The sequence below is a fragment of the Flavobacterium sp. HBTb2-11-1 genome (assembly GCF_009826975.1).
Classification (GTDB): Bacteria; Bacteroidota; Bacteroidia; order Flavobacteriales; family Flavobacteriaceae; genus Flavobacterium.
The window spans coordinates 333,188-350,795 of sequence record NZ_WUMO01000003.1 but is presented as its reverse complement, the minus strand read 5'-3'; the positions used below and the strand labels follow the sequence as shown (position 1 = coordinate 350,795).

Genomic DNA, 17,608 nt, shown 5'->3' with positions numbered 1-17,608 from the left:
TATTTCAAAGGCGCTTGACTTATTATAAAATATCAAGCTATGTGTGGAAAACTAGTTCTTATAATACATCTTTAGCTCAAAAAACTATGTTTCTATGTATCTATCTGGCCTTTTTAAAACTTCAATTTCTCAGGCAGATATTTAGCCACTAATTCTTTATAATAAGGAAGTAATGCTTGTAAATCGGGTTTAACTGGAGCTTTTGTGTACAAATCGTACGGATTGAACTTTCTAACCCAGTCAAACATTTCAATGTCTTTTTCATTCATTAAATGTGCGTAAGCATTTTCTTTGTGCTGAGAATAGAATGAATGATAACGAATCATGTATAAAGCTGGTTCTGGCAGATAATCTTTCATAATCTGATATAAATATTCGTCATGCCCCCAACTCATCTTTACCTTATCCAATCCACAATTTTCTGTGTAGATTCCAAATTTGGTATTGAATCTTGGATCTGTATAATCTGGGTTTTCTTTAAAGAATTCTGGGTAGACAATCTTATCCGAATACGCACATCCAACTGGAAATGTATCCCCAACAACTGCCCATTGCGGTTCTCCAAAAAGGCATAAAACTTTACCTAAATCATGGATAAAACCTGTCAGAACAAACCAGTCTGGGTGACCGTCAGCTCTAATTGCTTCTGAAGTCTGCAAAAGGTGCTGTGTCTGATCTAGATCAATATCTGGATCACTGTCATCTACAAGCGTGTTCAAAAAATCAACCGCTTCCCAGATCGACATTTCTTTTCTATTGAACTGTAAAAATTCTTGTTCTTTACTGCATACAAAATCGTAAGTCTGATACGTATGGTTTATTCTATAAAATTCCTTAACTGTTTCTACTCTTTCTGAATCGACATAATTCCTGAATTCTTCCTTCTGCTTTTCTTTTACATTTTCTTCAGAAGGATCAGGATATCGCATTAGCAAATCATCTTCCCACTCATCTAAATTTTTCAACGGATTATCTGTGTCTATATGCTTTTTCATAATGCTAAATAGTTATAATGTTATAAGACAAAAGTAGAATTACATACTCCGTTCAAAATGGATTAATACATCAAAAACATGGATAATTTTGGTTTTTATAGGATTTCTACCTTAAAAACATGCAAAAAGGCTTGTTCTGTAAGGTTGCTATTTAGATTTTTTAATGTTGGGCTTTGTCTTTTTTAGCCACAACTCGAGCGATAGCGAACTGGCGAAGTAATTCACGAATTTTCATTTACTCGTAGAGAATATTTACTTCGAATTGCACCAATTTCACAAATTATACATTAATGAAAATGGATCGTGTACCCAAGGTTGAAACCTTGGGCTATGTTTTTCTCATCTTAATCGAATTTTACTTTAGATTTTTCTTTCGCTCAAATGCCAAAACGGTGTGTAAGACCTTTGTCAAAGTTTTAAACTTTGACAAAGGCTACAATTATAAATTAGTGGAAATTTGTGCAATTCGTGGCAGAAGAAAACCTAATTATATCAGTTTGCTCGGCGGGAAACCAAACTGCTTTTTAAAGCATCTGCTGAAATATAACGGATCATTGAAACCAACAAGATTGGTCACTTCAGAAACATTATATTTTTTAGTCTTAAGCAGTTCTGCCGATTTTTTCAAACGGATTGTTCTAATGAATTCATTTGGTGCCAAGTCGGTAAGCTCTTTAATTTTTCTGTAGAGTTTAGACGAACTTACTCCCAATTTATCGCATAAGAAATCGGTAGACAAATCGACTTCACTCAAATTATCATTGATTAGATTGGTCACTTTTTCCATAAATTCTTCATCTATTGGCGAGTGCGTCAGCATGCTTACTTTGCTTTCTACCTCACCAGAGAATTTCTGTTTGAGCTCTAATCTCGATTTGATCATATTCTCAATAACTGTTTTAAGCAATAATGGTTCAAAAGGCTTTACTAGATAACCATCTGCACCAGTATCATAACCTTTCACTTTATCCATATTTTCAGAAAGAGCCGTCAGCATTATAACTGGAATATGACTGATGAATTCATCATTTTTAAGTTCGCGGCAAAATTCCAATCCGTCCATAACAGGCATCATCACGTCTGTAACACATAAGATTGGCTTAATCTGACGGCAGATTTTCAAACCTTCCTGTCCATTTTCTGCTTCGTAAACTTTGTAATAATCAGACAAATAGTCTACCAGATATTTTCTGAGTTCGCTATTGTCTTCAATCACTAAGATTTTTTCTTTTAAATCTGTATTTTGAATGATCTTCTTAGCTGCTTTTTCTGGAATAAGCATGCTCAAATTGTCATTTTTAATAGCATATTCAAAGACTTCTTTACTTTCATAAGAATCGCGGTCTATCGGAATTTCGGCTCTAAATGTACTTCCTTTTCCTGGCGTGCTTTCAACAGAAATAACACCTTTGTGAAGAGACACCAGAGATTTTACCAGCGACAAACCAATCCCTGATCCTGTATTGTTTGCTTGACTGTTTGCAACCTGATAAAAACGTTTAAAGATTTTATTCTGACTTTTTAACGGAATCCCGATTCCGTCGTCGGTTACTTCAATCACTAAAACTTCTTCAATCGTGTCTTTAAGTCCGATATACAAATCTACATTGCCATTTTTATTGGTAAACTTCAAGGCATTTGATAAAAGATTGTACAGTATTTTATCGTATTTATCATTGTCCAGCCATCCGTTTATCTCTTGCTCTTTTGTGATAAAATTGAGCCTAATTTTTTTGTCAAAAGCCATTTCCTTAAACGAATCGAAAATATTTCTCGAATAAGAAAGGATATCCGTTTGCGTTACTTTGAGCTTTAATTCGCCCGATTGCGCTTTTCTGAAATCTAAAACCTGATTTACCAGATTCAATAGTCGGCTTGCATTCTGATAAATGAGATTGTATCGGCTTTTCTCATAATCGGTTGCGTTGCTGTTTTCCTCCAAAAGCTGTTTTGCTGGGCCTAAAATCAAGGTCAAAGGCGTTCTTAATTCATGCGAAATATTGGTAAAGAAACGCAGCTTTTCATTATTGAGTTTTATATCGTGTTCTCTGTTTACTTTTTCGGTAAGCAGTTCTTGTTTCAAGCGGATTCGGTTTTTAATTTCTCTTCTGATAAAATAGAAAACCCCAAACAGAATCGCAAAAAACATCAAAAATGAAGTCGGCGTAAGCCAAAACGGAGGCAGGATTTTTATTTTATAAGAAACGGTTTTACTCCAATATCCGTCACTATTGCTTGATCGTATTTTAAAAATATAATTGCCAGGATACAAATTCGTATACTGCACAATTCTAGAAGTGCTGTTAGCTGTAATCCAATTTTTATCAAAACCTTCGAGCATGTATTGAAACCTGTTCAGTTTTTCATTTGCAAATGAAGGAGCAGAAAACTGAATCGAAAAATTGCGGTTTTTATGCGTAAGCTCTATTTCTTTGCCATAATTCAGATCTTTTGAAAGCGGTATTTCTCCATTAATTTCCATTTCTGGAAAAACTTCTTCATTCTGAATCTTAAATTCAGAAATAACAGGCATGGGCGACCATTTGTTTCGTTTCATTGCTGGAGGCGAAAAAGAAATGACGCCGTTTTTGCCTCCCAGAAAAATATTTGAATTATTGAAATAAAAGAAACCGCTTGAGCTAAAAACGTCCAATCTGTTACCGCTGTTTACGTGATAAATGCTGATGTCTTTTAAATCACCTTTAACAAAAGCAATGTTATTGTTATTGATGTTCAGCCATAAGTTTCCTTTTGCATCGGAGAGAATATCGGTAATCCATTTTCCTGAAAGTTCCTTCAGTTTTTTTACGGGCTCAAATTCGTTCTTTTTCGGATTGTACAAACAAAGTCCCGAGCGTGTTGAAGCCCAAATTTTACCTTTTACATCCACTAAAACATCACTTACATTCTCATCATGAGGAACGCCTTTTTCTTTCACAAATAGTGATGAATAGGTTTCTATTTTCCCAGAATTGATATTGTATTTTACCACTCCCGTTTCTGTAGCAAACCATATATTGTTTTTGGCATCTCTATCAATCGCATTGATTTGAAAGTTTGGCAGAAGCTTGCTTGAGGTCTGCACTTGTAGGGTTTTAGTATTTAAAATTAAAGCACCTTCTCCAAATGAACCCGCAATGAGAGACTCTCCATCAATTTTAGAAAAAGCAAAAACAGGCGAATTATCAAATCCTGTATGTATTTCTCTCGAAGAATTTGTGAGGTAATTGTACACCAAAATATTTCCATCCCAAAGACCGCAGTAAAAGATTTTTCCGTCATCTGAATAAATGCTGGCAATATCTTTTCCATTGTTGTGCAAAGGAACTGAACCTTTTGTATTCGATATAAAAAGTCCGTTATGATAAGTCGCTACAATTACTTTTTCATCGTATGTTTTAGCAAAACCCCGAATTCTAGGCGCTTGATTGCCAATAGAACGCGATATGTCTTTGTTTAATGTAAACTGATTTTCATAAGGATCATATTTGTCCAAACCGTCTTCGGTTCCAATCCATAAGACACCAGATTTATCAAAATAAAGAGATGCTATTAAATTATCAACCAGCGAACTATCATCAGACAAAATGGAATAATACCATTTGTAATTTCCTTTCTGAATATCTTCCAGCTCATTGCAAACCAATAATCCGCCCAGAGTTCCTACCCAATATTTACCGTCTGGAGCTCTTGCAACAGATAGAAAATAAGGCCCTAAAGCACCTCTAACCTGTTTATTATCAATGTACAGATTGACAAACTGATTTTTGGCTTTTTCCAATTTATATAGTCCTTCTCTGGTTCCGATGAAAATATCCGATTTGGCATCTTCATAAATAAAATTAAGATAAGGGTTTTTGATATTTGAATTGGGTACAGAAAGCGTATAGGTCATAATTCTAACAATTGCCCCTTTTGCATCCATTGTAATTTTGGCCACACCCGATTTTTCGTAACTACCAACCCAAACATTGCCATTTTTATCTTCAAAAATGTCTTTGACATAATCAAAACCTTTAAGCTGGATTTTCTCAAATCGGTTCTCTTTAAGAGAAAAAAGGTAGGCTCCTTTGGTTTTGGTACCCACCCAAACTCTATTGAATTTATCTGCATAAACCGATCTTACTTCATCATCAGGCAAACTGTTTGGATCATTCTTTTTATGAAAAAAAGTGGTAAAGACATGAGTGTCCATTTTAAAAAGCGTCAATCCTTTTCTAGTGCCTATCCATAAATTATTGGAAGCTTCATCTAATTCTAAAGCGGTAATATCATCATTGTACAATTTATTTTTTCCAGGAGTGGAACTCATGTAATTCTTGAACTGATAACCGTCGAAACGATTTAATCCAGAGAATGTTCCAAACCACATAAAACCCTTTTGATCCTGTACAATATGGCGCACGGAATTATGAGACAGTCCATTATTGTCGTTATAATGCGCAAATTTTATATTCTGTGAATAGGAATAATAAAAACTGGCAGATAATAAGAATACTATAAGGAATTTTAATCTCATGAAAATAAATTATAAATGCAATTTAGTCTTTTTGATCTAATAAATATTAAAATTATTTAACAGATAAGTTATGGATTTTACTATTTTTCAAATCGATCTTAAAATGATTGGAAGGTTCGCCATTCATAGTTTTAGAGAATATCTCCGACCATAAAACTAGTTCTGGATTATCTGATTTTTTTAATTCTTTGCAAATCAGCTCATATTGCTTTAATCTCTTGGTTCCAATGTCTGTAACAGCCAGTTCTCCAGCATTTTTTAAACGGTAAAAATCGAAAATCATGTCGAATCCGTTCCATGATTCAAAATCAGAACGAGTTAATAAACTTTCTTTCAGATTATTATCAAGGCTTTGGCTATTACTTTTTTCTAACAAATCCCTTCCAGAAAGATTTACAATTGATTTTAGAAATTCGACTGGAAAATCTTCTGGCAAAAAACGCAACCTCACTAATTCTTTCAAATGCCAAGTGGTAAAATCTTTATAATCATTTGCTTTTAAAATTTCTTTGTTCCAGATTGCATTGCTTTTGATTTCTTTTAAATGGGCATATTCTTCTTCATAAAAAGGAAACAAACTATTGTATTTATTGACTTTCCCTACCACAACGGTTTCCACTTCGAGTTCTGAATTAGAATGAATTGTCAATATTTTATAAGCAGGCATATAAGCCGCAAGCGATGGGGTTTGAATATTAAAAAGCGTATTTCCTTTTGCTGTTTTTCGAACGCCAGTATCATTGATGTGCATGTGTCCGCCAAAATGAACCTGAATTCCAGCATCTGCAAACTGTTGCGCCACTTCTTCATTTGGAACGCGTTGCAATTGCATTTTATCGGCGCCAAAAAGCTGCTTTAATTCAGGCGAAGCATTATCATTAAATTCCACCATTGGGTAATGGCTGAAAGCGATCAGAATTTTTCCTTTCGTTTTGGCTTCTGCAGCGACTTTTTTTACCCAGTTTAGCAAATGGCTTTTATAAATCAGAACGTTATTGTAGCCTATATTGGCTCCCGAAAAATCATGCGGATCATTTGTTTTTCCTGATAATCTTTCATTCGGAACATAGGCATTGGCATCAATTGCTAAAAGCCAGATTCCTTTAACCGGTTCCACCAAATAACTTGCATCTGGCAGAAACAAATTGGTATTTTTAACTGCGTAAGTTCTTTTTTCTAAAGGAGATTCTTTTTGAGCTTCTTCAAAATTATATTCTGAATAAGTGTATTTTGAAAATGGCGTTTCCCAGTACAAATCAGTCTTTTTGGAAAAAAAACCAAAATCTTGCATTTCATGAATCGTTTCTTTGTATCCCCAGTTTTTGATATCGGCGGTTATGATGGGAACGAGTTCGCTTTTACTTTTATTAAAAATATTTTCAGAACTACTGATAATCTGTTCTTTTCCGTCTTTTCCTAAAAAATCAGTTTTAACAGCATCTTGTGCAAAAGGCCTCACAACATCGTGATTTCCTGTGGTTACATAAAATGAAATACCGTATTTCTGGGAATATTGACCGAGAATTTTTCGTAATCCGCGAACATGTACAGGCTGTCCGTCATCGCTAAAGTCGCCAGGAAGCACCACCTGTTTTATGCCTCTTTTTACAATATCATTTAAAGCTTCTAAAAAAGCGAAGTAATTTTCATTAAAAATTCGGGTAGAATGCAGTTGCGCATTCATGGTTCTGATATTGGCATATTGGCCCGTCTCAGGGTTTTGAATGCCTTGATAACTGTTATCTTCAAATTTGGCAAAAATATCCTGCAAATGCGCATCGGCTATAAAAGCAATCTTTGTTTTTTGGTCATGCGAATGCTGTTCTGTCTTACAGGAAATCAGAACAGCAAAAATCAATACCCAAAAGAAATTTTTAAATGCCATGGTTTATTCATTATAACTCAGAAACTTTAACCGTTTGGGTGAAATTAATTTTATTAATTCACGACCTTTACCAAGGTTGGGTTGATTCCTAACGGATTATTGGTGATTTTACAAATTAGCGGAAAATCTGGATTTTTTACAATCCACATTTCAGTTTCATCAATCTGCGCTTTTACATGCAGAGCATCAATTGGTTTGCCTTCAATTTGAACACTTTCTGCATTTTTTTCATCTAGAACATAGGTTGTATTATTATAAACAAAGGAACCTTTTTTGACTAAATCTTGATAAGCCGACTGCGAAATCATAAAAAACGTTTCTGTTGGTTTTAAGTTTAAAACAGGTGCATATTCTCCCTGATTGAAACTTAATTCGGTTCCGTTTTGTACGGCTTCTGAAAGCATCACAATTTTACTTTTAACGCCTCTGGTTTCCAATTTAAAAGCCAGTTTATCTGCTGCTGTTTCGGCAGTGAGCTGAAGACTTCTGGTCTGTCCGTGAAGCTTGCAGACATAATGCAGCTGTGTGTTATTTTTTATTGTCGGAATGTACTGCTGTGCAATTCCTTTCTGATAAACGATGCAGAAAAGAAGCATTAAAAATATATTTTTCATCCTGTTTATCCTTTTTATTTCGTTGGAGGTAAAATTGTTGTTCCCCAAGCTGAAGGTTTTGAATCCATTTCTAAAACCAATTCGCCACCGTTATTAATATCATCATGCGTAATCCAAGCTTTACTGTATGGTTTTCCATTTAATAGCGCGCTTTTTATGTATCTGTTTTTATCTGTCATTTTTTTAGCCGAAATGGTAAACTTTTTTCCATTTTCCAGCTGAATTGCTGTTTCTTTAATCAAAGGCGTATTGATCAGATAATAAGGTTGTCCTGCATTTGGATACAATCCCATCATATGAAAAGCCAGCCACGAGGACATTGCTCCAGAATCATCATTTCCCGGCAAACCTTCTCTTGAAGTATTAAAATTATTCTTTATAATGGTTCTAATCCTGTCGCTGCTCAAATAAGGTTTCCCGATCCAATGGTACAAACAAGGCGTTAAAAATGAAGGCTCATTGGCCACATTATATAAATTCTGATCAAAGAAAATATCCAGACGGTTTTCAAACGCTTTTTCTCCTCCTGATTTCTTGATTAATTCTGGAACGTCATGCGGAATACTGAATGAATATTCCCAAGAAGTCCCTTCGTAAAAAAACACGCACCAGTGGCAAACATACCAAGGCGATTCGATAATGACGGGCGTATATTTAAAAGTCGGTTTCTGGATTTTAGATTCTCCAAAAACTACATCGTCCAGCCAGTTTCCATCTTTGTCTTTTGGCATGATAAATCCTTTGGCACCATTATTTTCATAATCAGAACGCCATAAATTCTGCCAGCTTTCCGCCTGTTTCATGTATTGATTATAGAGTTCGGTTTTGCCTAAACCTTTGGCTACCGTGGCAATATTATAATCATTGTACGAATAGTCAATTGTTCGGTTTCCTGCGCGGTCTGTGCCATACGGAACATATCCTAGTTTTAGGTAATCTATAAGTCCGCCTCTTCCTTCTTTTTCTTCATTTCCTCCAGGCGGCACTGTGGCGTCTTTTAGCATTGCCTGCAGCGCCAGCTCGTAATCAATTCCTTTTAAGTTTTTCACAAAAGCGTCGGCAATAACCACCTCAGCATTTGATCCTCCTTGAGTTCTTCCGTTATCGTTTCCGCTTCTGCCTTCGGGCAAATAGCCTTCGCGTTTATAAATATTCAGCATGGCATTGATGATATCCACTTTTCGTTTACTGTCAATTAAAGTGATTAGTGGACTTGATGTTCGAAAGGTGTCCCAAATGGTATAAAAATCATCGTAATACGGTTCGTTATTGGTCCATAATGGATTCTCTCCCGTTCTGTCTACAGGCATAATCATGGTGTGATACAAACCGGTATAAAACATTTTTTTATATTCTTCTGAAGTGTCTTTTGAAAGCTGGATGCGGCTTAGTAAATTCTCCCATTTGTTCTGTAATGTGCTTAAAACGTTATTAAAATTCCAATGCGGAATTTCTGCTTCTATATTGTTTTTGGCTTTTAATTCGCTTAAAAACGAAATTCCGATTTTTACGTTCAGCTCTTCTTTTCCAGCATTTCCAAAAGAAAGAAGCGCTGCTGTTTTCTTTCCTGAATCAAACTGAGCTTTCTGGTTATTGTAGAATTTTCCGTCTTTAAAAGTTACATATTTTGATATCGGCTGATCGAAAACGGCACAGAAATAAACCGTATACGCTCTTCCGTTATTCCATCCGCCTCTAATTCTGCTGTAACCTCTTATTTCTGTATCTGAAACTATCTCGATCTGAGAACCCACAAACTGCTGAGCTTCTCTGGCATCTGGAATTTTTTCTTCTCCTAGAAAAAATCCTGGATCTATTTTTAACTCTTTAGAGCTGTTTTTGGGATAGGTAATTCTATAAAATGAAACTTTCTCTCCAGTAGTAATTTCAGTTTTTATATTATTTTCTTTGAAAACAGTTTCGTAATACCCCAGTTTTACATTTTCTTCAGCTCTATAAGAAATCTGATCCATTTTGTCTAAAGTACCCGAAAAAGGCATAATCAGAATGTTGCCGTATTTTGGCCCGCCACCCGTTCCGCTCACATGCACCTGACTGAATCCTGTTACTTCTTTTGGTTCTGGAAGCCAACCACTGTTTGGACTAGAAGTACAATCTGGACTTGGTTTTACCATTCCATACGGACAAGAAGGCCCGATAAAAACTCTTCCTACGCCTTCTGAACCTATCATTGGATCAACATATTGATGTACATTCTGCTGAGCACTGCTATTTATGGCAAGAAGAAAACTTGCTGCTAAAAAAATGAGCGACTTTGTATTTTTCATTCCCTAATTATTTCTTTAGTATTAAGATTTTGGCTGATCTGACATTTCTAAGATTAACTCACCTCCATTTGTAATCTGTTGATGCGAAAGCGTAAAGTCTTCTACTGCTTTATTATTGTATCTGATGTTTTTTATATATACATTTTCTGAGCTATTATTCTGGGCTCTAATTACAAATGTCTTTCCTGTATAATATCTCGAATTTAAATCTATTGTAATTTTATTGAAAATTGGGCTTCCTATTTGGTAAACTGCATCCTTGTCTGTTCCCCCATTCATTTGAAACATGCCTATTTTAAGCAAAACGTTTAAACTTCCCATCAAACCCTGATCTTCGTCGCCATTGTAACCTGTTTTGGGAGATAATCCGCTGAAAGTGGTTTTGACTACATTTCTGGTCCAAAACTGCGTTAAATCAGGTTTTCCCAAAAGAGTAAAAATATTTGAAGTCTGCATGGAAGGCTGATTTCCGAAATTTACAGGTATTCTGCTGAATTCTGGATGCAGTTCGGCGTCATGTGAGATACCAGAAGTGAAATTTAACTTTTGAGCGGTTTCAAACTGGAGATTCAATTTTTCTGCTGCTTTTGCTTTTCCTCCCATTAAATTGGCTAAACCTTCCATATCATGTGGCACAAACCAAGTTGACTGTGCTCCGTTGGATTCAATAAATCCGTTTTCATACTGATACGGATCGTAATTTTCGCGCCATTTTCCTTCTGCATTTTTCGGACGTATCCAGCCAATTGAAGTGTCAAATATATTTTTATAGTTCTGAGACCTTTTCATAAAATAGTGATAATCGTCTTCATGGTTCAGTTTTTTAGCCAACTGCGCCAAAGTCCAATCTTGATAGGCATATTCTAAAGTCTGGCTTGCTCCGTCTTCATGGCTTCCGAAATTGCCATCGGGAAGCGGATACGGCACATATCCATTCTGCATATAATATTTTAGTCCGCCACCAATGTTGGTCTTGTGTTCATATCCCGCTTTTTCCATAATACCGCCTGGCATATGATTTTTTTTAAGCGCTGTGTATATCTCTTCTAGGTTTTCTTTTACAATTCCTTTTTGAATGGCACTGACAATAAACGGAGTTGTCGAAGCTCCTGTCATTACATACGTGTCGTTTCCGCCAGCTGGACCACGCGGAATAATACCGCCATCTTTGTAATACTGCATTAGCGAATACACAAATTCTTCCATAATTTCAGGATAAACCAATCCCCAAAGCGTATTGATTGTCCATTGTGCTCCCCAAAAAGCATCCGAATTGTAATGGTTGAATTTGGGTTTTCCGTCAGTATTCAAAGGTAAATGCCCCACCCTGAATTGATTTCCTGTATTATCAGGATAGGCTCCATTTGCGTCGCTGATCATTTTTCTTCCTTGTAGTGCATGCCATAGATCGGTGTAAAATCGTCTCTGGTCGGTTTCTGTACCTCCTTCAATTTTTATTCTTCCTAATAAGGCACTCCATTCTTTTCTTGAATCGGAAACTGTTTGGCTAAAATTCCAATGCGGCAATTCTGTTTCGATATTGATCGTAGCGTTTTCCATTGACGTATAAGAAATGCCAACTTTCATCACTATCTGTTCTTTTGCTCCACTAAAAAGGACTAAATAATTCCCTGTTGCAGGATCTCTTTCTACAGAAGCAATTGGCTGATTGGTTTTAACTTTAAAAAATACGGTTAAAGGTTTTGGGCGTCTGAAATTAGTGCTCAAAACTAATGAACCGGAAAGTTCGTAATCACTGTTTTTTTCTAATTTTCCATTAGTGTTTTCACAAGGCCCTAAAATGGTATTGAGATTAAAAAGAATGGCTTTCTGCGCTTTTTTTGGAAAAGTGTATTGATGAAATCCAACTCTTGGTGTACTGGTCAATTCTGCGGTTATCTGATATCTATCCAATTTCAACGAATGATATCCCGGTGTTATAATTTCGTTCTGATGACTAAATTTTGAATAAAAGTCTTTAAAAACAGCTGATTTATTGTCACCAGACATGGTTACTGGCATTACGGAGACGCCAGACATTTGCCACTCGTGAATGTGGCTAAAACCCTTAACTGTATCTGTGGTATATTTATATCCGCCTCCCCAATCGCCTTTTATTTCTGTATCAGGACTTAAATTAACCATACCAAAAGGACGGCTTGCTGATGAAAAGTAAAACCATCTTGAATTTTCGGTGTCCAACAACGGATAAACTAAATCTGATACTTGTTTGTTTTGTAAAGAAATGTTTTTCTGAGCGTTGCATGACAATAAAAAAACTAGAGTCAAACTTATAGCAATATGTCCTATTTTATAGATTTTATTTAGTTCCATTTATGCTGCATGTATTGATGGGACAAAATTGGGCTGATTGTGATTTTTGCAATTAAGGCAGAGCCTTCTCAAAATTTAAAGGAATGTTATACAAAGCCTAATCCTTCATTACTTTTCAGAAACTGCATTGATTAGACTTTATACACATTCAAAAATGAAACTGAACTGAACTGTTTATCATGAGCAACAAAATAAAACAGTTTTCTTTTAGTAAAAAGGAGAAGAATTTTTACGCTCTTCTCCTTTCAAAATTAAATCGGGTTACACAATGCGTACCTATTTGAAACCCTTATTTTTAATATCCGTCGTTTTGAATTAAAGCTGGATTTAAGACCATTGCATTAGTTGGGATTGGGAATACACGACGATAAACATCTGTATTAGTTTTATAGCCCCATGATCCTTCATATTTCCCAAAACGGATCATATCGTTTCTATGCCATGCTTCCCAAGCAAACTCGCGGCTTCTTTCTTTATAAAGATCCTCTAAAGTCACTCCGCTTAAAGGTGCAGATGTTGTACGGTTAGAACGAACCATGTTTACCAAGGCATCTGCACTTTGTCCTAGAGTAGAAGCACCTCCGCGAAGGATTGATTCTGCTTTCATCAACAGCACATCTGAATAGCGTAAGAAAGGAACATCGTTCTTTTGGTTACGATTTGTTGAAGTGGCATCTGGATAGAATTTAATATTTCTATATCCCATGTTCCAAGCGATTTCATCATTTCCAAGATCAAATAAAGCTACACTTTGACGAGGTATAATATCTGGCGTTAAATTTACCTGATACGTATATGTTGCCCCTCCATCAGATCCTGTGTAAAACTGGTCGTATCCTTTTTTAGTTGTCGTAACCATAACTGGCGTAACGCCGTCATTCATATATTGAAGACCTGTAAGCCATTGTTTGTTACGAATATCGTTCGGATCATTGAAATACGCATAAAATTCAGGCAGCGTACTTCTAGGCGCACTTGGCGTAAAAGGAAGACCGAACTTCGCTCTCTCAGAACGCGGCACATCATAACGTGCGTGATACATTTGTCCGTTGTAACCCACTGTCACTGCTGCCGGATCGTAAGGAACAGCAAAAATAAATTCTTTCATCTGCGGTCCGTTGCTAGGATAAAACATCTGCAAGTAAGTTGCTCTTGGCTCAACAGCATACAATCCAGAATTTATTACCTCATCACAAGCTGCAATACAATCTGTGTAACGCGGTGTTCCAGAATATACTTCGGCATTCAGATACAATTTAGCCAACATGGCATTGGCAGTCTGTTTGTTTGGTCTGCCGTAAGTGCTAACACCCGATGCTGGATTTAAATAAGGAACAGCACTTTTTAATTCTTTTTCAATAAAATTAAAAACTTCTTTTCTTGGCGTTTTAGCATGAGCAGTAAAATCTCCGTATAAAGTATCTAGCGGCACATCTCCGTAACTGTCCATTAACATAAAATAAGAAATAGCACGCATGGTTTTAATCTCTGAAATCAAAGTTTTTTTCTCTGCACCTTCAGGCATGGTCTGTCTTAAAATAGATATCGTCTGATTGCTTGTTCCAATTACTTTAGATGTCCAATCCCAAAGACTTCCAATAATACCATTGTCAGCATTCCAGTCATGGTAATGCATGGCAATATAATTTCGGTTATCAAACCAGTTTCCTCCCCTTGCAGGCAAAATAGATTCATCTGTACTTAAAGATTGAGCCCACCACCAAGCAAAAGAAAATTCTCCTCTGAATGCTACATAAACCGGACCTGTAGCCTGAACATATTGCGTTGAATTCTGAGGAAATACATCAGGTGTCAATTGTGTTGTAATAGGCACATCAAGGTCACTGCAAGACCATACTAAACCAGCCATAAGTACTGGGAGTCCTAAATATTTTAATATCTTTTTCATAATTTTTAGCATTTAATTTTTAGAAGGTCACATTTAAACCGAACAAATACGTTCTTGTTTTTGGATAGAAGTTATTTGAATCTACACCAGGAGCTGTTCCTCCTTGTTCTACCTCTGGATCAATTCCGGTGTATTTAGTAATCACAAATACGTTGTTTACGGTATGATAAAGGCGAAGACTGCTTATGAACCTGCCTACTTTACCAAAATTATATCCTAATGTCATGTTGTCCAATCTTATGTAGCTTCCGTCTTCTATAAAACGATCTGAATATTTAAAAGAGTTTAAGTCATTTGGAGATTCATTTCCTGCATCAACCAGAATATTATTAGTCATTGCTGTGCTTGGTCTAAATAAATCGGCGCGAGTTGCGTTGAAAATTTTGTTACCAAAAACTCCTCTAAAGAAAATACTTAAATCGAATTTTTTGTATTGAAAATTATTTGCCCATCCCATTAATAATTTTGGCTGTGCACTTCCTGCATAATGGTAATCTACTCCGATTTGAGGAGTAGTTGTCAAATCGCCATTTTTGTCATAATACTGAGAAACTCCAGCTGCATTTTTTCCTGCATATTTTAAAGTAAAGAATTGTCCAAGAGGTTTTCCTTCTTTAAAAATCTGCAAAGTGCTTCCTGTTTGTCCGCCTCCGTCTGGCTGTACACGACGGATAGAATCTCCGCCAACAAAAAACGGACTAGTTAATTTAACAATCTCATTTTTGTTGTGAGCCAAGTTCAGGTTCGAATTCCAGCTGAAATTTGCTGTTTTAATTGGCGTTGTGCTCAAGCTAAGCTCAATACCTTTGTTTGACATTGTACCTCCGTTTGCTACAATTGTTCCTACTGGCACCAACACCGGATTAACATTATAGTTGAAAATCATATCTGTGGTCTTTTTGTCGTAAACATCAACAGAACCAGTTACTTTTCCTTTTGCGATAGAGAAATCAAGTCCAATGTTTGTTGTGGCTGTTTTTTCCCATTTCAAATCAGGATTTGCTGCTTGGTTAGGTCCGTAAGCCCCAATCTGCTGTCCGTTGTAATAAAAAGTTCCTAAACTTCCAGATATAAATTGAGCCGTGTAAGCATTAAATCCAGAAGAATTTCCTGTTACCCCCCAGCTTGCACGCAGTTTCAAATCACTAAAAACATTTTGATTCTGCATAAAACTTTCCTTATCCAATCTCCATGCACCTCCTATAGATGGAAAATATCCCCATTGGTTATTTGCACCAAACATAGAACCACCGTCTCTTCTTAGAGATCCTTGCAAAAGATATTTGTCTTTATAATTATAGTTTAAACGTCCGAAATATGAGATTAAACGTGTTTTTTGATAGGCTTTGCTATCACCAAAATTTACTACATAACCATTAACTGAAGTATAATTACTTAATGCTAAATTGTTATATCCAACATTATCTACAGGAAAGTTTGTCGTAGTAGCCTGAAAACCGTCTCCTAAAGTATTTTCTTGCCATGAATACCCCAAAACAGCTTTTATTTTATGGTCTCCAAATGTTTTATCCCATGTAAAGAAACTCTCTATAATATTATTTCTAGTTTCATAAGAATTTCTCAATGCAGAACCATTTACACCAAAGTTAACCAATGTTTTTGTCAAAGGCGGATCTGGGTTGTTATAAAAGTTCGCACTGTTGTATTGAGAATAGTAACTGTCATAAAACTCTCCGTGAGATGCAGTTAATCTCTGATGTGCTAAATTCAAATTATAAGTGATTCCAAAAGGAAGCTTTACTTCAGCAGTAAGATTTCCTACAAGGTTATCTGTTCTAGTTTCGTCAGTACCATGTTCGATTAAAGCTACAGGGTTAAAATATCCTGGGCTCACAAAATTTTCAAATAAACTTCCATCAGGATTTCTTACTGGAGATACAGGAAGATAACTTGCCGCCTGCAAAAGTACCGTATTACGTTGTGGTACATTTTGATATTTTGTATTTGAATTAGTAACATTCAAGCCAAATTTAACCTTATCATCAAAAGCAAATTGTTCGACAGACAAACGGGCAATAATACGAGAGAAGTCACTTTTTAACATCACCCCTTCTTTATTAATGGATGTGATACTTGCTGTATAACTTCCGTGATCTCCCCCACCACTCATAGACAAGTTGTGGCTGCTCGATTTGGCGCGTCCAGGTCTTAAAATTTCTTTTTGCCAGTTCGTGTTGGCACCTTTGTCATTTTCTGGAGTAAAGTTTAGATTGTTTCTTTTTGTAAAATCTCTCAATTGGTTTGCATCCATCATATCGAGATCATTTGAAACTTCTTCCCAACCAACATATCCGTTGTACGCCACTTGCGTTCTGCCTTTGCTTCCTTTTTTTGTTGTTACCATTATAACTCCATTTGCAGCACGGTTACCATAAATTGCCGTTGCAGCAGCATCCTTCAAAACGTCAATAGTAGCAATATCATCTGGCGAAATCACAGAAATGTCAACACCAGGAATACCGTCAATAACATAAAATGGCCCTTGAGAACTATTTAATGTTGAAGCTCCACGCAAAACCACAGAAGCCGTTTTCGTTGGATCGCCGCTTGATGAAATGTTCAAACCAGAAACTTTCCCTTGCAAGAGCTGTCCAACGTCGCTGATTGCTCCTCTGTTCAAATCTTCAGCCTTTACAGATGAAACTGCAGTGGTTAAGTTTTTACGAGATCCTTTGCCATAACCTACAACAACAACTTGCTCTAGGTTAGTTGTGGTAGACAGCATTTTAATCGAAAAATTAGTTTTCGTTCCGTCTAATTTTACGGCTTGATCTTCAAATCCCATGAATGAAAATACAAGGGTTGCATTTTTGTTTGAAGCTGTAAATTTAAATTTTCCGTCAAAATCTGTTGTAACAGTGTTTGTTGTACCTTTTTCAAGTACATTAACTGCTGGCATAGGAATACCTTTGTCATCCAATACAACACCAGACACTTCTGTTTTTTGTGCCCAAGTATTAATTGAAAAGCCAAAGAAAAAGGCTAATAATAATAGTTTAAGTTTTTCCATTGTAATGTTGGTTATTTTAGTTAAAGTATTGAC

At 36.0% G+C, this 17,608-nt stretch carries 8 protein-coding genes; all 8 read right to left on the bottom strand.

Annotation, left to right across the window (positions count from 1 at the left end; all coding sequences use genetic code 11):
- Positions 1-113 precede the first annotated feature (113 nt).
- The 8 genes from GR162_RS08550 to GR162_RS08515 all read right to left on the bottom strand — a co-directional run bounded on the left by GR162_RS08550 (position 114) and on the right by GR162_RS08515 (position 17,575).
- Positions 114-995, bottom strand: coding sequence for an inositol oxygenase family protein (locus GR162_RS08550; protein ID WP_160781793.1), 882 nt, complete (start codon positions 993-995; stop codon positions 114-116).
- A 487-nt stretch (positions 996-1,482) separates the two neighbouring features.
- Positions 1,483-5,514: a two-component regulator propeller domain-containing protein gene (locus tag GR162_RS08545; protein WP_160781792.1), complete on the bottom strand. Its 4,032-nt coding sequence runs from the start codon at positions 5,512-5,514 to the stop codon at positions 1,483-1,485.
- Between the two features lie 52 nt (positions 5,515-5,566).
- Complete coding sequence (locus GR162_RS08540) at positions 5,567-7,399, bottom strand: metallophosphoesterase (RefSeq protein ID WP_160781791.1); 1,833 nt, start codon at positions 7,397-7,399, stop codon at positions 5,567-5,569.
- A 53-nt stretch (positions 7,400-7,452) separates the two neighbouring features.
- Positions 7,453-8,013: a hypothetical protein gene (locus tag GR162_RS08535; RefSeq protein WP_160781790.1), complete on the bottom strand. Its 561-nt coding sequence runs from the start codon at positions 8,011-8,013 to the stop codon at positions 7,453-7,455.
- A 14-nt stretch (positions 8,014-8,027) separates the two neighbouring features.
- On the bottom strand, positions 8,028-10,301 hold the full coding sequence (locus GR162_RS08530; protein ID WP_160781789.1) for a GH92 family glycosyl hydrolase: 2,274 nt from the start codon (positions 10,299-10,301) through the stop codon (positions 8,028-8,030).
- A 21-nt stretch (positions 10,302-10,322) separates the two neighbouring features.
- Positions 10,323-12,635, bottom strand: a complete 2,313-nt coding sequence (locus tag GR162_RS08525) for a GH92 family glycosyl hydrolase (RefSeq protein WP_160781788.1) — start codon at positions 12,633-12,635, stop codon at positions 10,323-10,325.
- Between the two features lie 295 nt (positions 12,636-12,930).
- Positions 12,931-14,544, bottom strand: coding sequence for a RagB/SusD family nutrient uptake outer membrane protein (locus GR162_RS08520; protein WP_160781787.1), 1,614 nt, complete (start codon positions 14,542-14,544; stop codon positions 12,931-12,933).
- A 19-nt stretch (positions 14,545-14,563) separates the two neighbouring features.
- The gene (locus tag GR162_RS08515) at positions 14,564-17,575 is read right to left on the bottom strand and encodes a TonB-dependent receptor (protein ID WP_160781786.1); all 3,012 of its coding nucleotides are present in this window, start codon (positions 17,573-17,575) and stop codon (positions 14,564-14,566) included.
- Positions 17,576-17,608: the final 33 nt, after the last annotated feature.